19 protein-coding genes and 1 pseudogene are annotated in these 20,993 nt (G+C 56.4%); 12 read left to right on the forward strand and 8 right to left on the reverse strand.

Annotated features, from left to right (window positions below):
* Positions 1-95: 95 nt before the first annotated feature.
* Positions 96-842, reverse strand: a complete 747-nt coding sequence (gene ydfG / locus DBY73_RS03915) for a bifunctional NADP-dependent 3-hydroxy acid dehydrogenase/3-hydroxypropionate dehydrogenase YdfG (RefSeq protein ID WP_006175045.1) — start codon at positions 840-842, stop codon at positions 96-98.
* 143 nt (positions 843-985) lie between these two features.
* On the opposite strand from ydfG, the gene dcp reads away from it, so the two are divergent.
* The gene (gene dcp / locus DBY73_RS03920) at positions 986-3,019 is read left to right on the forward strand and encodes a peptidyl-dipeptidase Dcp (protein WP_112009903.1); all 2,034 of its coding nucleotides are present in this window, start codon (positions 986-988) and stop codon (positions 3,017-3,019) included.
* Between the two features lie 270 nt (positions 3,020-3,289).
* Here dcp and DBY73_RS03925 read toward each other — a convergent pair whose 3' ends face one another.
* Positions 3,290-4,189, reverse strand: coding sequence for a LysR family transcriptional regulator (locus tag DBY73_RS03925; protein ID WP_035897671.1), 900 nt, complete (start codon positions 4,187-4,189; stop codon positions 3,290-3,292).
* A gap of 92 nt (positions 4,190-4,281) precedes the next feature.
* Here DBY73_RS03925 and DBY73_RS03930 point away from each other — a divergent pair, with 92 nt between their 5' ends.
* The 5 genes from DBY73_RS03930 to DBY73_RS03950 all read left to right on the forward strand — a co-directional run bounded on the left by DBY73_RS03930 (position 4,282) and on the right by DBY73_RS03950 (position 9,229).
* Positions 4,282-4,767: a cyclophilin-like fold protein gene (locus DBY73_RS03930; protein ID WP_258458363.1), complete on the forward strand. Its 486-nt coding sequence runs from the start codon at positions 4,282-4,284 to the stop codon at positions 4,765-4,767.
* A 127-nt stretch (positions 4,768-4,894) separates the two neighbouring features.
* On the forward strand, positions 4,895-6,109 hold the full coding sequence (locus DBY73_RS03935; protein ID WP_112009904.1) for an MFS transporter: 1,215 nt from the start codon (positions 4,895-4,897) through the stop codon (positions 6,107-6,109).
* Between the two features lie 16 nt (positions 6,110-6,125).
* Complete coding sequence (locus tag DBY73_RS03940) at positions 6,126-7,172, forward strand: NAD(P)-dependent alcohol dehydrogenase (RefSeq protein WP_112009905.1); 1,047 nt, start codon at positions 6,126-6,128, stop codon at positions 7,170-7,172.
* A 16-nt stretch (positions 7,173-7,188) separates the two neighbouring features.
* The gene (locus tag DBY73_RS03945; RefSeq protein ID WP_077227020.1) at positions 7,189-8,217 is read left to right on the forward strand and encodes an alpha/beta hydrolase; all 1,029 of its coding nucleotides are present in this window, start codon (positions 7,189-7,191) and stop codon (positions 8,215-8,217) included.
* A gap of 25 nt (positions 8,218-8,242) precedes the next feature.
* Complete coding sequence (locus DBY73_RS03950; RefSeq protein ID WP_045325189.1) at positions 8,243-9,229, forward strand: aldo/keto reductase; 987 nt, start codon at positions 8,243-8,245, stop codon at positions 9,227-9,229.
* A 310-nt stretch (positions 9,230-9,539) separates the two neighbouring features.
* Here DBY73_RS03950 and DBY73_RS03955 read toward each other — a convergent pair whose 3' ends face one another.
* Positions 9,540-10,667, reverse strand: coding sequence for a Bcr/CflA family efflux MFS transporter (locus DBY73_RS03955; RefSeq protein WP_112009906.1), 1,128 nt, complete (start codon positions 10,665-10,667; stop codon positions 9,540-9,542).
* A gap of 101 nt (positions 10,668-10,768) precedes the next feature.
* Here DBY73_RS03955 and DBY73_RS03960 point away from each other — a divergent pair, with 101 nt between their 5' ends.
* Complete coding sequence (locus tag DBY73_RS03960; protein ID WP_112009907.1) at positions 10,769-11,584, forward strand: helix-turn-helix transcriptional regulator; 816 nt, start codon at positions 10,769-10,771, stop codon at positions 11,582-11,584.
* Between the two features lie 401 nt (positions 11,585-11,985).
* Here the strand turns inward: DBY73_RS03960 and DBY73_RS03965 are convergent, their stop codons facing one another.
* From DBY73_RS03965 to DBY73_RS03980, 4 genes are all read right to left on the reverse strand, one after another.
* A complete protein-coding gene (locus tag DBY73_RS03965; RefSeq protein WP_112009908.1) occupies positions 11,986-12,228 on the reverse strand; it encodes a DinI family protein in 243 nt (80 codons plus the stop codon).
* Between the two features lie 154 nt (positions 12,229-12,382).
* The gene (locus tag DBY73_RS03970) at positions 12,383-13,018 is read right to left on the reverse strand and encodes a DUF421 domain-containing protein (protein WP_112009909.1); all 636 of its coding nucleotides are present in this window, start codon (positions 13,016-13,018) and stop codon (positions 12,383-12,385) included.
* Positions 13,018-13,473 (reverse strand): DUF3290 domain-containing protein, encoded by a 456-nt coding sequence (locus DBY73_RS03975; RefSeq protein WP_112009910.1) that lies wholly within the window; start codon positions 13,471-13,473, stop codon positions 13,018-13,020. Before DBY73_RS03975 ends, DBY73_RS03970 begins: the two co-directional genes overlap by 1 nt.
* A 270-nt stretch (positions 13,474-13,743) precedes the next feature.
* Entirely contained in the window at positions 13,744-14,733 is a 990-nt protein-coding gene (locus DBY73_RS03980) for a 2-hydroxyacid dehydrogenase (RefSeq protein ID WP_112009911.1), read from the reverse strand.
* Positions 14,734-14,943: 210 nt separating this feature from the next.
* On the opposite strand from DBY73_RS03980, the gene DBY73_RS03985 reads away from it, so the two are divergent.
* Genes DBY73_RS03985 through DBY73_RS03995 form a run of 3 tightly spaced genes read left to right on the forward strand, consistent with a single transcriptional unit; the run spans position 14,944 to position 18,096 of the window.
* Positions 14,944-17,580, forward strand: coding sequence for a YdbH family protein (locus DBY73_RS03985; protein WP_112009912.1), 2,637 nt, complete (start codon positions 14,944-14,946; stop codon positions 17,578-17,580).
* Complete coding sequence (locus DBY73_RS03990) at positions 17,580-17,771, forward strand: YnbE family lipoprotein (protein WP_112009913.1); 192 nt, start codon at positions 17,580-17,582, stop codon at positions 17,769-17,771. Before DBY73_RS03985 ends, DBY73_RS03990 begins: the two co-directional genes overlap by 1 nt.
* Positions 17,772-17,778: 7 nt before the next feature.
* Positions 17,779-18,096 (forward strand): YdbL family protein, encoded by a 318-nt coding sequence (locus tag DBY73_RS03995; protein ID WP_112009914.1) that lies wholly within the window; start codon positions 17,779-17,781, stop codon positions 18,094-18,096.
* On the opposite strand, the gene feaR is transcribed toward DBY73_RS03995, so the two are convergent.
* A complete protein-coding gene (gene feaR / locus DBY73_RS04000; protein WP_112009915.1) occupies positions 18,097-19,005 on the reverse strand; it encodes a transcriptional regulator FeaR in 909 nt (302 codons plus the stop codon).
* Positions 19,006-19,245: 240 nt separating this feature from the next.
* On the opposite strand from feaR, the gene DBY73_RS04005 reads away from it, so the two are divergent.
* The gene (locus DBY73_RS04005) at positions 19,246-20,745 is read left to right on the forward strand and encodes an aldehyde dehydrogenase family protein (RefSeq protein ID WP_112009916.1); all 1,500 of its coding nucleotides are present in this window, start codon (positions 19,246-19,248) and stop codon (positions 20,743-20,745) included.
* A 32-nt stretch (positions 20,746-20,777) separates the two neighbouring features.
* Positions 20,778-20,987: pseudogene (gene murP / locus DBY73_RS22275) on the forward strand (PTS N-acetylmuramic acid transporter subunit IIBC); the annotation flags it as partial.
* Positions 20,988-20,993 lie beyond the last annotated feature (6 nt).

A 20,993-nucleotide genomic window follows, 5' to 3' on the forward strand; every position in this document is an offset into this window, starting at 1 on the left:
TGATTTCTCAGAGAGTTAACCTGAACATACTACCATTCTTTTGGCGGTCGTCCCATACCCGGCGCGGGGCCGGGAAGGGCAGCTATGCGGCGCAGCTAGCCGCGATGGACGCTTAATCCGGCAAAGCTTTGGCTGACCGGCATCATTTCGACGGTGTTGATGTTGACGTGTTTTGGCAGCGTCGCCACCCACCATACCGTTTCGGTGACATCTTCCGGCGTCAGGGCGTTAGCGTTTTCGTACGTCTTGCCCGCCTTTGCGTCGTCGCCCTTGAAGCGCACGTTTGAGAACTCGGTGCCGCCGACCAGGCCCGGCTCGACGTCGGTCACGCGGATCGCGGTGCCGTGCAGGTCGGTGCGCAGGTTCAGGCTGAACTGGCGAACGAAGGCTTTGGTTGCGCCGTAGACGTTGCCGCCCGCGTAGGGCCAGCTGCCCGCCGTGGAGCCGATGTTGATGATGTGGCCGCTGTTACGTTCCACCATGCCGGGCAGCACCGCGCGCGTCATGTACACCAGGCCCTTGTTGTTGGTGTCGATCATGTTTTCCCAGTCTTCGACGCTGGCTTTATGAGCAGGCTCCATGCCCAGCGCCAGCCCGGCGTTGTTGACCAGCACGTCAATCGCGCGCCATTCCGCGGGCAGGTTGGCAATCATCTCTTCAATGGCGGCGCGGTTGCGCACGTCCAGCTGCGCGGTCAGGATGCTGTCGCCAAGCTCATCCTTTAGCTCCTGCAGACGTTCCTGACGGCGGCCCGTCGCAATCACCTTATGCCCGTTAGCGACGAAGCGACGCGTGATGCATTCGCCAAAACCCGCCGTAGCCCCGGTTACTAAAATAATCATCTCACTGTTCCTCAACGCTTTTTGTGTAGTACTACCATAGCACGCCACCGGGCGCGGCGTTAAGGTCGCATTTGTATGACGGCATTGCAGGCGCGGGCGGCGTGGCCTACTCTGGGGGAATACACCGTTCCCAGGAGTGAAAGATGTCGGTCAATAATCCTTTCTTTGAAATCAGCCTGCTGCCGTATCAGGCCCCGCGCTTTGATGAAATCAACGATAGCCACTATCGCCCGGCGTTTGATGAAGCCCTGCGCCAGAAGCGCGCCGACGTTGACGCGATCGTTGCCCAAACCGCTGCGCCGACTTTCGACAACACCGTGCTGGCGCTGGAGAAGAGCGGCGCGATGCTGTCGCGCGTGAGCAGCGTGTTCTTCGCCATGACCTCGGCGCACACCAATGATTATCTGCAGGAGCTGGACGAGGCGTTTTCAACCGAGCTGGCCGGGCTGGCTAACGATATCTGGCTGAACGCCGCGCTGTTTTCCCGCGTGGAGGCCGTCTGGCAGGATCGCGACGCGCTGGATGACGAATCCCGACGGCTGGTGGAAGAGACCTGGCAGCGCTTTGTGCTGGCGGGCGCGCGCCTGAACGACGACCAAAAGGCCGAGCTAAAGGCGCTCAACACCGAGGCCGCCGCGCTGACCAGCCAGTTCAACCAGCGCCTGCTGGCGGCGGATAAAGCGGGCGGGCTGGTGGTTGACGACGTAACGCTGCTCGACGGGCTGAGCGACGATGACATCGACGCCGCCGCGCGGGCCGCGGAAGAAAAAGGTCTTCAGGGCCGCTGGCTAATTCCGCTGCTGAATACCACGCAGCAGCCTGCGCTCGCGTCCATGCGCAATCGGCAGACCCGCGAAGCGCTCTTCAACGCGGCGTGGCTGCGCACGCAAAAAGGGGATAATAACGACACGCGCCAGCTGATCCTGCGCCTTACCGCGCTGCGCGCGCGGCAGGCCCAGCTGCTGGGCTTTGATAATTACGCCAGCTGGAGCATGGCCGATCAGATGGCGAAAACGCCCGACGCGGCGCTGAGCTTTATGCGCGGGATCGTCCCCGCCGCGCGCGCCCGCGCGGAGCGCGAGCAGGCCGACATCCAGAAGGTGATTGACGGCGAGCAGGGCGGCTTTACGGCGCAGGCCTGGGACTGGGCCTTTTATGCCGAGCAGGTTCGGCTGGCGAAATACGCGCTGGACGAGTCGCAGATCAGGCCCTATTTTGCGCTGAACACCGTGCTGGAGGACGGCGTATTCTGGGCCGCCACGCAGCTGTTCGGCATCCGCTTCGTCGAGCGGTTCGACATTCCCGTTTACCATCCCGACGTGCGCGTGTGGGAGATTTTCGACCAGAACGGTGAAGGCATGGCGCTGTTCTACGGCGACTATTTCGCCCGCGACTCGAAGGGCGGCGGCGCGTGGATGGGGAACTTCGTTGAGCAATCCCGTGAGCTTGCCGCGCGTCCGGTCATATATAACGTCTGTAACTATCAAAAACCGGCCAGCGGCCAGGTCGCATTACTCTCCTGGGATGATGTCATCACGCTGTTCCACGAGTTTGGCCATACGCTGCACGGGCTGTTCGCCAGCCAGCGCTACGCCACGCTGTCGGGCACCAACACGCCGCGCGATTTCGTCGAGTTCCCGTCGCAAATCAACGAGCACTGGGCCAGCCATCCGCAGGTGTTTGCCCACTATGCGCGGCACTACAAAACCAACGAGCCGATGCCGGAGGCGCTGCGCGACAATATGCTCAACGCCACGCAGTTCAACAAAGGCTACGACATGACGGAGCTGCTGAGCGCCGCGCTGCTGGACATGAACTGGCACAGCATTGCCGGGGCGGTGGATGACGTGGAAACGTTTGAAGCGGCCGCGCTCAAAAAAGAGGGTCTGGATCTTCCCGCCGTGCCGCCGCGCTACCGCAGCAGCTATTTTGCCCATATCTTCGGCGGCGGCTACGCGGCGGGGTATTACGCTTACCTGTGGACCCAGATGCTGGCGGACGACGGCTACCAGTGGTTTGTCGAGCAGGGCGGGCTGACGCGCGAGAACGGGCAGAAGTTCCGCGAGGCGATTTTGTCGCGCGGGAACAGCGCTGATTTAGCTGAACTGTATCGCCAGTGGCGCGGGCACGATCCGAGGATTGAACCGATGCTGGAGAATCGCGGGTTGAGTGCTTAAGGGCTTTTTTGGTGTAGGAACAGAGCCGGGCGCGTCGCCCGGTTTTTTCTTCCTGAATCCTTAAATTCTGAAAAATTAACAGGATGATACGTTGTCATGCCGGAATAATTTACAAAAGATATATTCTGAAGCGAGAGAGAAAGTTACAAACCAAACGGTGAAGTTTTGCACAGTCCCCGGAATGGGAGCGTCTTACTATGTCCAGGACCGCTTTGTGCCAGGCGCGGACGTTCACGTCCGTTCTTGAAATATTGGCCCGATAATTCAGCGTTAAATTTTCCGGTTAATACGCAACGCATCCACAACGAGTGAAAACGCTGGGGAAGGCTGTTTACGGCTGGGATAATAAAGATAGTAGCCGGGAAAAGGACGGCACCATTCTTCAAGCACGCGGATCAGTTTTCCTTCCTGCAGATGTGTGCCGAACTCCTCTTCAGGTAAAAAGGCAATGCCCAGTCCGGCAAGAGCTGCGTCAACGACATGTTCCGATGTGTTAAACGTCAGTTGCCCTTCAACCCGAACGTGAAATTTACCGTTTTCCTGCTCAAACTCCCAGGCGTAAATTTTCCCCGATTGAACCATGCGCTCATTAATACAGCAGTGTTGCATCAGATCGCGTGGCGTCTGAGGGGCGGCGCACCGGGCGAAATACTCAGGGGAAGCTACAGCCGCCATGCGCAGTTTCGGGCCAATGGGTACGGCTATCATATCTTTGTCGATAGTGTCTCCGAGCCGCACGCCGGCATCAAAACGATCCGCAACGATATCTCGGAACCCGTGGTTGGCATCAAACTCAATATGAATATCAGGATATTCGCGTAACAGTGGTGTCAGTTTTGGCAGCAGTGTGGTCTTCAGAACATTAGGTCCACATGTAATACGGACGGTCCCGGCAGGTTTATCACGCAGTGCCGTCAGCATGTCCAGCTCGGCTTCAATCTCATCAATACGATGTCCCACAGACTGCAGCAGTCGTTCCCCGGCAGCCGTCACTGACACACTGCGCGTGGTCCTTGTCAGCAGGCGGATTTGCATCCGTTCTTCCAGCCCGGAAATCGCCTGGCTCAGTGCGGGCTGGGTCACGCCGAGCTGGGCGGCAGCGCGCGTAAAGCTGCCCTCACGCGCCACGGTGACGAAAGAGAGTAAGTCGTTGAGATTGCGTCTGGCCATGCTCGTTTCCGGTCCATTTATAAATTTTACTTATAAGGGTATTAAGTATTCATTAGCTAGTTAACCCGCTGCATATTGGTAACAATAATGCGATGAAAAAGTCAACGCTAACCCTTATGCAAAACGCCTACCGCAGAACGTCACTGCTGCTCCTTGCCGGCCTGCTTTTCGTCACGCAGTCCGCTATGGCGGGTGGCAACGACCGGGGAGTGGCACAGGAGACGCTAGTGAAAATTGAGATCATTGTGGAGGGAGAAACCGCCACCGCCACCCTCTTTGATACGCCGACAGGCCGGGACTTTGCGTCTCTGCTTCCCCTCAGCCTGACGCTGGAAGACTATGCCGATATCGAGCGCATAAGCAACTTGCCGCGCAGGCTTTCCACGGTGCAGGCACCGGACGGCATAACGCCGGAAGCCGGAGATATCACTTACTACGCGCCCTGGGGCAACCTGGCGATTTTTGCCCGGGGCAGGGCTTACGCCCGTTCACTGATCCTGTTAGGGAAAGTGGATTCCGGACTGCCGGTCCTGCAGCGCCACGGACCTCTTGCGGTGCAGATCAGGGTCGCCAACTGACCCGCAGCACCTTCCGTACCGCGATTATCCCTCTTATCCCGTCCCCGTATGCCGTTTCAGCTCTTCCTGCAGCGCTGAAGGCTCCGGGGCACAGACTTCATGTTATCTACTGAAAAGAAATCCCTGAATGAGTAATAAGACAGACGAAAACAGAAAAAAAAACACCGGAAGCGGGAAACAGCCTGCGCACTGGAGTGGTGTCTTTGCCATGACGCTGTGCGTCTTCGCCCTGATCGCCTCCGAATTCATGCCGGTCAGCCTGCTGACACCGATGGCGCAGACCCTTCGTGTCACCGAAGGCATGGCCGGACAGGGCATCGCCATTTCCGGGGCATTTGCAGTGGTAACCAGCCTGTTTATTTCCGTGCTGGCAGGCACGCTTAACCGGAAAACGCTGCTGCTCGGCCTGACCTGCATTATGGCAATTTCCGGTGCTGTTATTGCGCTGGCACCCAATTACCTGACCTATATGGCGGGTAGGGCCCTGATTGGCATTGTGGTCGGCGGGTTCTGGTCGATGTCGGCCGCGACGGCAATGCGTCTGGTCCCGGTGCATCGTGTTCCGCTGGCGCTGGCTATTTTCAACAGCGGCAATGCTCTGGCTACCGTCGTGGCTGCCCCTCTGGGCAGCTGGCTCGGATCGGTGGTTGGCTGGCGGGGTGCCTTCTTCTGCCTGGTGCCGGTCGCCATCATCGCGTTTGTCTGGCAATTACTCAGTCTGCCTTCCATGTCGGTCACCCGTCAGGCGGCTTCCCGCAACGTTTTCACGCTGTTTCGTCGCCGGGTGGTCACGCTGGGCATGCTGGGTGTGGGGATCTTCTTTATGGGGCAATTCACGCTCTTTACCTACATCAGGCCTTTCCTTGAGACGGTGACGCGGGTGGATGACGCAACGGTGACCCTGGTCCTGCTGGTTATTGGTGTCGCGGGTTTCATCGGCACTACGCTGATTGGCCGGGTGTTAAAACGCGGGTTCTACCCGACCCTGATGGCCATCCCAGTACTGATGGCCATCACCGCGCTGGCACTGATTGCCTTCGGCAGTCAGGTAGCCATCGTGACGGCGCTGCTCGGGCTGTGGGGGCTGATTTCCACTGCCGCACCAGTGGGATGGTGGGCATGGGTTCCGCGTACCTTCCCGCAGAATGCCGAAGCGGGCGGCGGACTGATGGTGGCGATGGTGCAGCTGTCCATTGCTCTCGGTTCGACGGTGGGCGGCCTGCTTTTCGACCATCACGGCTACCAGAGCACCTTCCTGGCCAGCGCCGCGATGCTGATTATCGCAACCGTACTGATCTTTCTGACCTCGCGGGCAGACACTTCTGCCGCAGACCATTCATAAACCCAGGAGTAATGCCATGACAGTTAAAGCTTACGGTGCCCATGCGGGCACACTGCCGCTGGAGCCGATGGATATCACCCGTCGCGCCCCCGGTGCCCATGATGTGCAGATTAATATCGCGTACTGCGGAGTCTGCCATTCGGATATCCACCAGGTACGCGCTGAATGGGCTGGAACGCTCTATCCCTGCGTACCGGGACATGAAATTGTCGGTCGTGTAGTGGCCGTTGGCGATCACGTCTCCGGTTTTTGTGCAGGGGACCTGGTGGGGGTCGGCTGCATTGTCGACAGCTGCCGGCACTGCAGTGACTGTGACGACGGACTGGAGAACTACTGCGACCATATGACAGGGACATACAATTTCCCGACGCCGGATGCGCCAGGCCACACGCTGGGCGGATATTCGCAGCTGATTGTGGTGCATGAGCGCTATGTCCTGCGCGTCACTCACCCGGAAGCGCAACTGGCCGCCGTGGCTCCGCTGCTGTGCGCGGGGATCACAACGTACTCCCCGCTGCGTCACTGGCAGGCGGGGCCCGGCAAAAAGGTCGGAGTGGTCGGTATCGGTGGACTGGGACATATGGGGATCAAGCTTGCGCACGCCATGGGCGCGCATGTCGTGGCCTTTACCACGTCTGAGTCCAAAAGAGGCGCCGCCAGAGCGCTTGGTGCAGATGAGGTGGTGGTCTCCCGTCATGCCAGCGAAATGGAAGCCCATGCAAAGAGCTTCGATTTCATCCTCAACACCGTTGCTGCACCGCATAACCTCGACGTGTTCACTGCGCTGCTGAAACGCGACGGCACGATGACACTGGTGGGTGCGCCAGCCACGCCGCATGACGCGCCAGAAGTGTTCAGCCTCATCATGAAGCGCAGGTCGATTGCCGGGTCGATGATTGGCGGCATTCCTGAAACGCAGGAGATGCTCGATTTCTGCGCCCAACACGGCATTGTCGCCGACATTGAGCTTATTCGAGCCGATCAGATTAACAACGCCTATGAGCGCATGCTCAGGGGCGATGTGCATTACCGGTTTGTCATTGATAACGCCACCCTGGCTTAATAATAAGGAGACCATCATGAAAAAATTTACGTTAGCGCTGGGGCTGTTGATCAGTGCATTTGCTTCCTCTGCGGCGGATATGTCCCGTGGAGCCGATAATTTTTATAAAAGCGATAAGGTGACGCAGCAAAAAGTCACCTTTAAAAACCAGTATCAGATGGCCGTGGTCGGCAACCTGTTTATCCCGAAAACGATGGGCCAGAACACCCGACACCCGGCTATCGTCGTGGGTCATCCGATGGGAGCCGTTAAGGAACAGAGTTCAAATCTTTATGCGCAGAAGCTGGCGGAGCAGGGTTTTGTCACGCTGGCTATCGATCTCTCTTTCTGGGGAGAAAGCGAGGGCAAACCGGGGCACCTGATTTCACCGGAAATCTACACAGATGATTTCAGCGCGGCGGTTGATTATCTGAGCACACAGCCGTTTGTCGATCCGGATAACATCGGTGTGCTGGGTATCTGCGGCAGCGGAAGTTTTGTTATCAGTGCCGCCAAGATTGACCCGCGTATGAAAGCCATTGCCACGGTCAGCATGTATGACATGGGGAGCGCGTTCCGTAATGGCCTTAATCATTCCCAGACGGGAGAACAACGTAAGGCCTTTATCCAGTCAGCCATTGAGCAACGGTTAGCCGAGTTTAAGGGCGGCGAGACGGCTTATATCCCTGGCACCGTGAACAAACTGGATGACTCCACACCGGATATTCAGCGTGAGTTCTTTGATTTCTACCGCACAGAACGCGGCGGCTACACCCCGCAGGGTCAGAAAGAAGAACTGACGACGAAACCGATGTTGAGCAGTATTGGCAAGTTTATGAACTTCTATCCGTTCAACGACATTGAAACTATCTCTCCGCGCCCGATGCTGTTTATTACCGGCGATCAGGCACACTCAAAAGAGTTCAGCGAGGATGCTTTCAAACGCGCCGGTCAGCCTAAAGAACTGTACATCGTACCGGGCGCAGGGCATGTCGATCTGTATGACCGTACCGACGTAATCCCTTTTGACAAGCTGACAGACTTTTTCCGTAAAAATCTGAAATAACACGTTCAGTTAAGGAGCATTTGACATGAACTACAAACATCTGGGGCGTACCGGACTGCGGGTGAGCCGCATCGGTCTCGGCACCATGAATTTCGGTGAGCTGACGGATGAGTCGGCCAGCTTCAGGATCATGGATGAAGCCGTGGATGCAGGTATCAACTTTTTCGATACCGCTGACGTCTATGGCGGGCCGCAGTCGCCGGATATGGCAAAGGGTTACGGAACATCCGAAGAAATCATCGGTAACTGGCTGGCGCGTAGTGGTCAGCGTGACCGGATAGTGCTGGCCACGAAAGTTTACCAGCCGATGGACACGGGGCCGAACGACAAATACCTGTCTGCCTACCATATCCGCCGGGCCTGTGAGGCCAGCCTGAAAAGGCTGAAAACGGACCATATCGATCTCTATCAGATGCACCATATCGACCGGAACACGCCCTGGGAGGAGATCTGGCAGGCCATGGAACAGCTGATCCGTGAGGGTAAAATCAGCTACGTTGGCAGCAGTAACTTTGCTGGCTGGGATATTGCCACTGCACAGTGCAAGGCCGACGCGCGCAACCTGCTGGGGCTGGCATCGGAACAGAGCCTGTACAATCTGACTCAGCGCACGATTGAGCTAGAAATCATTCCGGCGCTCCGTCATTACGGCATTGGCCTGATCCCCTGGAGCCCGGTCGGGATGGGGATGCTGGGCGGTGTTCTGAAGAAAATTGCCGGTGGCCGCCGGGCATCACCGCAGTTGCAGGCACAAATCAACCGCCTGCGGCCACAACTGGAGGCCTGGGAAACACTGTGTGATGAGCTGGGGGAAACACCATCAGACGTCGCGCTGGCTTGGCTACTGCAGAACTCGGTGGTTAGCGCCGTGCTCAGTGGTCCGCGTACAGTTGAACAGCTCCGTCAGAATCTCAATGCCCTGACGCTGTCTCTTTCAGACGATACGCTCAAAAGGCTGGATACCATCTGGCCGGGGCCAGGCGGAGAGGCACCTGAAGCTTACGCGTGGTAAAAGGTTATCAGTGTTAACAATTACCGGCCTTCGGGTCGGTAATTACATTATTTCGGCGAAATTTATTTATTACCTGAAGATGTTGTACTTTTCATCAATTCTTGGATGACCGCTTTTCGCTCAAAGCGGCCTTTCAGCTTAGATAACTTGCTCGCTTCGTGCCAAAAGCGGACATTACTCGCTCTATAAAGCAATCATTGTCGAGAGCAGCTCACAGCTTAATCGGGCTGCAGCAGTCGTAAACCTTTTTATATTGCGCCGGGAACCCATTCTCTAACAGGTTCCCAGGTAAAGTTTAAAACCAACAGGCTTAGCGCCGTGACAGGCTGCAAAGGCAGGCTATTGCTGCACACGCGGTAAGGACCAGTCCCAGAAGCTGTACGATACCGGCAAGTCCCAGCATCATTCCCAGCAAGAGATAGTAAACTAATCCAAACAGCGCCCCGGCAGCTCCTGCCTGTTCACGATATTGGCTCAGGGCCTGGCTGAGCACGTTTGGAATCGCAATGCCATAGGCAATCACAACCCCGGCCACTGGCACAAGGATCCAAACTGATTGCTGTAAGACCCATGCTGCGATACCCGATAACAGGGCCAGCAGGCAGGCATTTTTCACGAGCTTTTCTGGTGCCAAACCGATAGACAGCAATTTCCGGTTCCACATGCTCCCCGATAGAGAAGCAAAAGCCAGTAAAACGCCCGTCCATCCGAAAGCCCTTGGACTCCAGCCCAATTGTCCGAAAAGAAACGGTGCAAGGCTGTAGTAACTGAAAAGCATTGTATTCAGCAGTGCGACAAGCATTGCATTTTTCCAAAGGCTTCCATCTCCCGCCATCCGGCAAACCAGCCCGCCAAATCGGGAGCCGGAAGTCTTTTCCGAGCGCGTTTCAGGCAGTAAGAATGCGGTCAGTGCGAGCAGCACCAGTGCCATCGTGACCAGGGCAACAAACACGCCTGAATGTCCGTATAGGCTAACCAGCCAGCCCCCACTTACCAGACCGAAAACGGGACTGATTGCCAACGCCGCTCCCATCACGGAGAAAACGCGGGCTAATGCCGTCGATTCGTAACTATCACGCAGCATCGTCTGAACTACAACGGATCCTGCTGCTGCGCCTACGGCTGCAACCATGCGCGCCAGGAGCAGGACGCTAAAGTCTGAGGCGACAAGCGCCAGCGCGGAACCGGTCCCGTAGCACAGAAGCCCAGCCATCATTGCAGGTCGCCGACCTACGCGGTCGCTTAACCAGCCCCAGAGCGCAACGCCGACGGCAAACGCGACGAAATAGACTGAAAGCGTCTGGGCGGCACGTTCACTGCCTACCTGAAAAGCACGGGCAATGTCTGGCAAAGCCGGGCTGTATATCGTTTCCACAAGCTGTGGAAACATGATCAGTAATGTCAGTAGCCACAGCGGTGGCTGTTTATTGATATTCATAACAACAATCCTTAGATAACAGAATATGCGGCTATTATTGAGGAAGTTGCTATGTCGTTTTATCATGATGGGGACTATTTATATTTAAAATCGGACATGTGATGAAGATTAGCCAGGACGATTATTTTGATCCGGACACGTTCGATGATGGGGTGATCGGAATTGCATCCGATATGGGGGTACACGATTCAGGGATGCACAGCCACCTTCGGCATCAGCTGCTTTTTTCGGCAGCGGGAAGCATCACCATTGAGCTGGATAATACCCTTTGCCTGCTTCCGCCCCGGAGGGCTGCCTGGATACCGGCTGGGACACGTCATCGCGCCATCATGAATGGCTCAATGGCCTATCGTTCACTCTACTTTTCAAGCGCTTTACCGTTATCCACGTTGCCCCTGCAGATCGTTGAGGTTAATCCCTTATTCTTCGAGGTGATTGAGCGGATGGCGTTCTGGCAATGGGGAATGCCTGAAGAGCAACAAAGCAGTCTCATTACCGTATTTTGTGAAGAAATTAAAAATGCCCAACGCGAAAACTGGGCGTTGCGATATCCCTCAGATAGTCGCCTGAGTGCCTGGTTAGACAACGTACGAGGGGGCGAATTACCCCCACGTTTAGTGCATTTAGCCCAAAAGATCGGTGCATGTGAACGCACGATAAGCCGTATATTTACCCGGGATACAGGAATGAGTTACCGGAGCTGGAGGCAACAGTGGAGGCTGCTGAAAGCGATGGAAATGCTGTGTGATGGCTGGTCGCTAAGTTATGTGGCACAGCAGCTTGATTTTGTCAGTGACAGTGCCTTCATCGTTTTCTTTCGTCAGTATACGGGGACAACACCGACGCGATATCTCCGCCATTCAATCGCTGACCATCAGGACATATCGTTGGTTTCACCGTCGGTAAAACTGATTTAGCCGAGGCCAGCAAAACCTCTATGGCAGGGGAAAAACTCGCCTCCCATCCTGACATTTATCGCAGCAGGCCGCGATCGTTAAGGCTGCTGCCACGGCAGTTGTCCTGCCAACATAAAAACATTTGCTGCCAATAAATGACAACGTCAGATAACCGTCTAGAATTTTTTTAGGATAAAAACTGACTACATGGAATGACGAATGATTTTTCTTGCCGCAATTCTCTTATCTTTACTCCTTTCCGTGACCAGCCTTATCTATATTCTGCTGGAGTTAGTCAGCATTGGGTGCGATCCCGAGAGACATTAGCAGCGTATGCGGAAGGGATAAGCAGCAGAAAAAACTTAACCTCATGCCGGATGTTCATGCCCGAACAAACGGCATTCAGCCTGGCTTATGCGACATTATTCTGACACGAGCCACATATCTGCTTCTTCAAACATCTCCTGAACGGCCCGGCTAATGTGTTCCTTTTCATGCTTGCTGGCATCCGTGTTGATTGCTGGCAATGTCATCATCGGCTTAACCCGAACCTCTGCATCTGGAAAGATGCGGTGAACTCTTTTGCTCAGTTCGGCGAGGATGACTTCTCTCGCACCGGGCAGACCGTCAAAATTCCTTTTGTCATATACGAGTTCCACGAACATGTCTTAACTCCTCTTTGCTGGGGGAGCTTAGTATATACTGTGTATTTAAACAGTGCCAATGCGCGTGGGGGGGTGATGCCGTTTTTTTCGCTCGCCGGAGTGCGCCAGATCCGATTCCTTCGTTCAGCGCAACACGAGAGGGGAGCTCTTCGACTTAGCGCGGGTATCCGTATAAGTTAAGCTTGCCCGACAGGTATTCTCCGAGATAAACCTCGCTGATTTTTACGTAGCCTTGCTCCACGACTTTTGACTCCAGCCAGTCAATGTCTTTATCAATGATTTCCAGAACGTCGAAGTTAGCCATTCCATCGACAATAATGGGATAGCGAATATTTTCATCGCCCACTTCGATAATGGTTAACTGACCATTTTGCTCAAGTATGACGCGCTTGAGTTTTTCAATCTCGTAAACACCGTTTGCCCTGAGTTTGAACATCAGGTCGTTCGCTGAAATCCCGTTCCGCAAGCATTCCTGCACGTCAACGCTTCCATTATGAACCAGTGTGATAGGCTTTCCGTCGACAATCCGTTTAACGAGGTGGTTATGTTCTTTTGAAAACTTGAGGATAAATACCAGCAGGGTCCAGATAATGAGCACCAAAACGAACTGCAAAACGGTAATCGATTCGTTGTAGATGACGCCGCCAATGATGCCGCCTAAAACGTAGTTCTGAACCTGATCCATGGCGGAGGTCGGGGCCAGGTTGCCTTTCCCCATAAGGTTAATTTGTATGATTAGACACAATATCCCAAGGCCTAACTTTATTATTATCGGGGTATAAATCAGCATCACTTATCCTTGTTTTTAAGTAAGGTAATGTTGGGGTTGGTTAGCCAGGTTTCTTGCAGGATATAGGTGTTTTGGTCGGCGCTTAGGTTAACCTTATAATAGTTATCTTTAATCTTAATTATCACGCCGTCGACAAGTTGAAATGAGTTGGCGTAAATGTCATTGACGCTGACGTTTTTTTGCTTAGAGAGCACGTTAACGAAGTTAACCATCTGAGATGACTGGGAGTGCGCGCTTTCGCTGTTTGTGTATTCAGAGTACTGTACGCCCAGCATAAAGAGCAGAAACAAGAAGGCGATGATCGTCAGGTCTCGGTATTTGGTTTGTAGCCTGTGTCGCATATACAGGCTGAAAACAACAATCGTCACCAGTAGCGTGCTGAAGATGATGATGTATTTCAAATAATCATTCAGGCTGGACTGTGCCTGAAGATAATTGATTCCATAAAAATTCATTGCGTCCACCTTAATTCATCATCCGTTAATAAAATCTTTATGGTTGCATAAGATAATTCGCATTAAATATATACGCTTACGGAGTAAAACACGAGGCGATTTAATTGAGGGGGCGCACGGCGCGCTCTGGGGAAGCCAGGGGAACGTTAAGTTGTTGGTAATTGTGAATACCGCCGCGCCGTTCGCCTTACGGCCTTGACGTCTGATTCACATCTTTGGAAAAGCCCCCTCAGCGCGATGTGGGAGGGCAGAAGGGTAAAAAGCGTATCGCTACACTAACGCATTAGGACACGCTTCGCCTTTCTCCAGCTGGAGGAGGTTACCGAGCGTGGTTTCTGAAATGCTGATCAGCGCTTCGGCGGTCAGGAACGCCTGGTGGCCGGTGAACAGCACGTTGTGGCAGGCGGACAGGCGGCGGAACACGTCGTCCTGAATCACGTCGTTAGACTTGTCTTCGAAGAACAGATCGCGCTCGTTCTCATACACGTCCATGCCCAGCGCGCCGATTTTCTGGGTTTTCAGCGCTTCAATCGCGGCCTGGGAATCGATCAGCCCGCCGCGGCTGGTGTTGATGATCATCACGCCGTCTTTCATCTGCTCGAACGCGGACGCGTTAAGCAAATGGTAGTTTTCCGGCGTCAGCGGGCAGTGCAGAGAAATCACGTCAGACTGGGAGAGCAGCGTCGGCAGGTCGACATACTCCACGCCCAGCTCGAGCGCGGCCGCGCTTGGGTACGGATCGAACGCCAGCAGGCGCATGCCAAACCCTTTCAGGATGCGCAGGGTGGCAACGCCAATTTTTCCGGTCCCGATGACGCCCGCGGTTTTGCCGTACATGGTGAAGCCGGTCAGGCCTTCCAGAGAGAAGTTAGCGTCGCGGGTGCGCTGATAGGCGCGGTGAATACGACGGTTCAGCGACATCATCATGCCGACGGCGTGTTCCGCCACCGCTTCCGGCGAGTAGGCCGGGACGCGAACCACCTTCAGGCCCAGCTCTTTGGCCGCGTCCAGATCGACGTTGTTAAAACCCGCGCAGCGCAGGGCGATGTACTTAACGCCGTGCTTTTTCAGCTCTTCCAGCACCGGGCGGCTGCCGTCGTCGTTAACAAAAATGCAGACGCCTTCGCAGCCGTGCGCCGTTTTGGCCGTTTTTTCAGTCAGAAGAAAGTCAAAAAATTCAAGTTCGAAGCCGTAAGCCTCGTTAACATGCTGCAGATACTTTTTGTCGTACTGCTTTGTGCTATAAACCGCGAGTTTCATAAGGCTTTCTCCAGTGATTTTACAACCACGTTAGCATGATTAAAATTATCTTACAATTTTTAAAATATTATTGAAATCAATAAGTTCTATCAATTATTTTAGAGCATCTATTCTTAAAAAAGGCATTCTCTTCATCTGACTGGCTAAACATGCGACAATGATCGGCAATGTCGGCTTATTTCTTTCGCTAAATCAGGATATTAACTGCCCATGAAGGGTAAATACAAAGCCGCGATTGCGCTACTTCTGCTGCTGATACTGGTGCCGCTGACGCTGCTGATGACGCTCGCGCAGTGGGTGCCAACGCTGGCGGGCATTTGGCTGCCCGTCGGGACGCGCATCGCCTTCGACGAAAGCCCCAGGCTTACGCGCCATGCCGTTGTGATCCCCGATCTGCGCTATCTCGTTGAAGACTGCGAGATTGCGAAAGTCCAAAACATCACCTTAGCCCATCCCAGCCGCTGGCGCTTAGACGTTGGCTCACTCGATCTCAACTCCGCCTGCCTGAGCAAGCTGCCGCAGTCGGCCCCGTCCGAGGTCGCACCAAAAACGCTGGCGCAGTGGCAGGCCGTACTGCCCAATACCTGGATAACCATTCACCGCCTATCGCTCTCGCCATGGCAGCAGTGGGAAGGGGAGTTTCGCGCGTCGCTGACGCCAGAGCTTCAGTCCATTACCTATCAAGGCGAGCAGGTCAGCCTGAAGGCGAAACTCCAGGGCCAAAAGCTGACCGTGAGCCAGCTTGACGTGAGGCTTCCTGATTATTCCGATCCCGTCAGGCTGGTCGGCGACTTTACGCTGCCGCTGGTCCCGGACGGCGTGCCGGTACAAGGCCACGCGCTTGCCACCTTTAACGTGCCGCAGCTTTCGTCGCTGGTGGATGCCGATCTGGACTGGCAGGAAAATCAGGGGCAGCTGGTGGTGATGGCGCGGGATAACCCCGATCCGCTGCTGGACCTGCCGTGGACGATAACGTCCCAGCAGCTGAACATCAGCGACGGACGCTGGAGCTGGGCGCTGCCCGGCATGCCGCTGAGCGGGCGCGTGGGGCTGAAGATTGATAACTGGCAGCAGGGGCTGGAGAAGGCGACTCTTTCCGGACGGCTCAACGTGCTGACGCAGGGCGACGCGGGCAAAGGCAACGCCGTGCTGAATATCGGCCCCGGCACGCTGAGCATGGACAACAGCAGCATGCCGCTGCACCTGAGCGGCGAGGCCAAGCAAAACGATCTGATCCTCTATGCCAAGCTGCCGGCGACCTTAACCGGCGCGCTCACCGATCCGCAGCTGACCTTTGAGCCGGGCGCGCTGCTGCGCTCGCGCGGGCGGATTATCGATTCGCTGGATATCGACGAAATCCGCTGGCCGCTGGCGGGCGTTAAGCTAACGCAGAAGGGCGTGGACGGTCGCCTGCAGGCGATCCTGCGCGCCCATGAAAACGAGATGGGCGATTTCGTGCTTCATCTTGACGGCCAGGCCAACGACTTTTTGCCGGATCAAGGCCTGTGGCAGTGGCGCTACTGGGGCAAAGGCCGCTTTACGCCAATGGATGCGGGATGGGACGTCGCGGGGAGAGGCGAGTGGCGCGACAACGTCATTGAGCTAACCGACCTGTCGACGGGCTTCGACAAGCTCCAGTACGGCACCATGCGGGTCGATAAGCCGCGCCTGGCCTTAACCCGCCCGGTGCGCTGGCTGCGCGATCCGGCGAATCCCAAATTTAGCGGCACGCTGTCGCTCAACGCCGGAGAAACGCACTTTTCCGGCGGCAGCGTGCTGCCGCCGTCGGTGCTCAACTTCAGCGTTGACGGCACCGACCCGACGATCTTCCAGTTTAAAGGCGATCTGCATGCGGACAGGATTGGCCCCGTGCAGGTCAACGGCCGCTGGGATGGCGAACGCCTGCGCGGCCAGGCCTGGTGGCCAAAACAGTCGCTCACCGTGTTCCAGCCGCTGATCCCGCCGGAGTGGAAAATGACCCTGCGCGACGGCGATCTCTACGCGCAGGTGGCATTCTCCGCCGCGCCCGGGCAGGGCTTCGAAGCCGGGGGCCACGGGGTGGTGAAATCCGGCAGTGCCTGGATGCCGGATAACCAGATTAACGGCGTCGATTTTGTGCTGCCGTTCCGCTTTAGCGAAGGCACCTGGTCGCTGGGCACGCGCGGCCCGGTCACGCTAAGGATCGGTGAGGTGGTCAACCTCGTTACCGCGCACAACATCACGGCCGATTTGCAGGGCGATTATCCGTGGAGCGATGAGCGTCCGCTGCTGCTGACCAACGTAAAGGTCGAGACGCTGGGCGGTAAAATCACCATGCAGCAGCTGCGCCTGCCGCAGCACGACGCGGCCCTGCTGCGCGTGGACAACATCTCCACCAGCGAGCTGATAAGCGCCGTCAATCCTAAGCAGTTTACGATGTCCGGCCCGGTGAGCGGTGGGCTACCGTTCTGGCTTAATAATGAAAAGTGGATCGTCAAAGACGGCTGGCTCAGCAACCCGGGCCCCATGACGCTGCGTCTTGATAAGGACACAGCCGACGCCATCGTGAACGATAATATGGTGGCAGGGGCGGCAATCAACTGGCTTCGCTACATGGAAATCTCCCGCTCGTGGACGAAAATCAATCTCGATAACCTGGGGGTATTGACCCTGGCGGCGACCATTACCGGCATCAGCCGCGTAGACGGCAAAAGCAGCACGGTGAATTTGAACTATACCCATGAAGAGAATGTCTTTACCCTCTGGCGCAGCCTGCGCTTTGGGGACAATGTGCAAACGTGGTTTGAGCAACACGCGGCGTTACCCGGTACCCGCGGTTCGACCGGCAAGGAAAGTGAGGAACAATAATGAACAAGATGGCCGCTAGTCTCACCGTCGCCGCCGTCGCGCTGCTGGCGGGCTGTACGCCGCGCATTGAGGTTGCGGCGCCCAAGGAGCCGATTACCATCAACATGAACGTGAAGATTGAGCATGAAATCCACATCAAGGTCGATAAAGACGTGGAATCGCTGCTCAAATCGCGCAGCGATCTTTTCTGAGGACGCCATGAAACGATTCGCTTTGATTTTACTGGCGCTGGGGATGAACGCGCAGGCCGCGACCCTCACCCTGAACGAGGCCCGCGCGCAGGGGCGCGTGGGGGAAACCCTGAGCGGCTATATCGCGCCGATTACCCATGATGCGCAGACGCTGGAGCTGGTTAACCGCATCAACGCCGCGCGCACGGAAAGCTATCAACAGCTGGCCGACAGCAACAATTTACCGGTCGATGACGTGGCGAAAATGGCCGGGCAAAAGCTGGTGAACCGCGCTCAGCCGGGCGAGTACGTGAAGGGGATTAACGGCAAGTGGCTGAAAAAGTAATTAGCGAAAGCGCCTGCGGTATTCGCCGGGAGACACGCCAAAGCGCTGCTTGAAGGCGGTTGAAAAATGGCTATGGTCGGCAAACCCCCAGCTATAGCCAATGCCCGCCAGCTTTTCATCATCGCTGGCGGCGCGCAGAACCTGCGCGCACCTGTCCAGACGGCGGTTTTTAATATACTGCGCCACCACCAGGCCTTTATCCGCAAACATGCGGTACAGGCTGCGCACCGACACGCCAATTTCCGAGGCGATCCATTCCGGGCGCAGCGCTTCAGACTGAATGTGATCGTCAATCAACGCCAGCACGCGCTGAAACAGGCGCTCCTTGCGCGGCTGCGGCACCTCGCGCTGCTGAAACGCCGGGCGCAGCAGGCAGACCATGGCCTCCAGCGCCGCTTCGCTTTCTCTGTCGCTCAGGTCGGCGTTGCCCATGCTCTCCTGCAGCAGGCGATGGCTCAGCTGTACGGTAGGCAGGGCGCGCGACAGGGGCTGCGCGCAGCTAATTTCCTGAAAACGGCAGTGCTGCTCAATGATCTGGCGCGGAAGGAGAAGCGAAATCTGGCGGGATTTTTGCTGCCAGATAATAGAGCAGGGGCGCGAGGCGTCGAGAAGCGTAATGTCGCCGGCCTTGAGCAGGGAACGGCGATCGTCCTGTTCTATCGCCGTGCTGCCGGCGAGCTGAAACACGGTATAAAACCAGGCATCGTTACCCTGTTTAATTTCCTGACGGGTGCGGAAAAGGTTTACCCCCGCGGCGGTCACGGTGCTGAGCTTCAGGCTACGGGCGTAGCTCGTCTCCAAATCGCCGACAAATTCCCCGTCGGTCGGGCGCGCGTCAAAGCGCCCGCACACCTGGTTAATCTGCGCCAGCCACTGCTGTAACTTTTCCCCTTCGCTTGCACACGCCATGGTTATCTCGCCGCACCGTCAATGTTTTTGCATTGTTGCATTAATGTTGCATTTCGTCAGGTTCCTGAGGCTGACTATAGGAAAGAACGCTTACCGGTAACAGCGTTATAAGCGGGAATTATCGCGATTTGCGGGGCCTGTCACAGGCGGCAAAGCGAATGTCACACAGATAAAAGCAGGAATCAGAAACCCCTTTTAGACTGCAGTAATACCCTGCGAAGAATAACAAAGGAGTTTCTTATGTCTGAGTCACAGGTTGCCGTTCTGCCCGCCGTGCAGCAGTTTTTAGACCGACAGCACGGCCTGTGGATTGAAGGCCAGCAGACCGCGTCCGACGGTGAAAAGCGGCTGAACGTGTTCAACCCGGCGACGGGCGAGGTTATTGCCTCTACCGCCGATGCCAGCGTCGAGGATGTCGATCGCGCGGTGATGTCCGGCTGGCGCGCCTTCGTGGCCCGCAGCTGGTGCGGTAAGCTGCCCGCCGAGCGCGAGCGCATATTGCTGCGCTTCGCCGATCTGGTTGAAAAGCACAGAGAGGAGCTGGCGCAGCTTGAAACCCTGGAGCAGGGAAAATCAATCACTATTTCCCGCATGTTTGAGGTTGAATGCACCCTGAACTGGATGCGCTATACCGCGGGGTTAACCACCAGGATTGCGGGCAAAACGCTCGAGCTGTCAATCCCGCTGCCGCAGGGCGCGCGCTATCAGGCGTGGACGCGCAAAGAGCCGATTGGCGTAGTGGCCGGGATCGTGCCGTGGAACTTCCCGCTGCTGATCGGCATGTGGAAGGTCATGCCCGCGCTGGCGGCCGGGTGTTCTATCGTCATTAAGCCGTCTGAAACCACGCCGCTGACCATGCTGCGCGTGGCCGAACTGGCCTGCGAGGCGGGCGTGCCGGAGGGCGTGTTTAACGTTGTGACCGGCAGCGGCGCGGTCTGCGGCGCGGCGCTGACGTCGCACCCGCATATTGCCAAGGTCAGCTTCACCGGCTCGACGGCAACGGGCAAGCAGATTGCGCGCGCGGCGGCGGACACGCTGACGGGCGTTACGCTGGAGCTGGGGGGCAAAAACCCGGCGATCGTGCTGAAAGATGCTAACCCGGACTGGGTTATCGAAGGGCTGATGATGGGCAGCTTCCTCAACCAGGGTCAGGTCTGCGCGGCAAGCTCGCGTATCTATATCGAAGCGCCGCTGTTTGACACGCTGGTGAGCGGCTTCGAGCAGGCGGTGAAATCCCTGAGCGTCGGTCCGGGCATGTCGCCGGATGCCTTTATCAACCCGCTGGCGTCGCGCGCCCACTGCGACAAGGTTCAGACCTTCCTTGATGAGGCAAAATCCCAGAACGCAGAGCTAATAACCGGAAGCGCAGGCCCCGGCGGAAAGGGCTACTACGTGTCGCCTACGCTGGTGGTCAACCCGACGGCCAGCCTGAAGCTGACCCGCGAAGAGGTGTTCGGCCCGGTGGTGAACCTGATCCGCGTGGCGGACGGCGAAGAGGCGCTGCAATTAGCCAATGACTCCGAGTACGGCCTGACGGCGAGCGTCTGGACGCAGGACGTCAGCCGTGCGCTGGCGTACACCGACCGGCTGCAGGCGGGCACCGTGTGGGTCAACAGCCATACGCTGATAGACGCCAACCTGCCGTTCGGCGGCATGAAGCAGTCCGGCACCGGGCGTGATTTTGGCCCGGACTGGCTGGACGGCTGGTGCGAAACGAAGTCGGTGTGCGTGAGGTATTAATAAATGCAAAAGGCAACCGAATGGTTGCCTTTTTTAGCGTTGGTACTAAGGCTTGGTCAGGCTTGCCGATCGGACTCAATAGCGCCTTCGGTCCTTCGGGGCTGGTAGCGCTGCCACTAATGACTTCTAACTCAGGTATATTCGCTGCGATGGGGATATATGCTTGAGGAATGGTTATTGTTTATTTCGCGGGTTATATACTGACATATCTTTTCGGAACGGAAAACGTTAGTTTGAGTTAAATAAAA

Source organism: Enterobacter sp. RIT418 (assembly GCF_003057745.1).
In the GTDB taxonomy this organism is placed as follows: Bacteria; Pseudomonadota; Gammaproteobacteria; order Enterobacterales; family Enterobacteriaceae; genus Enterobacter.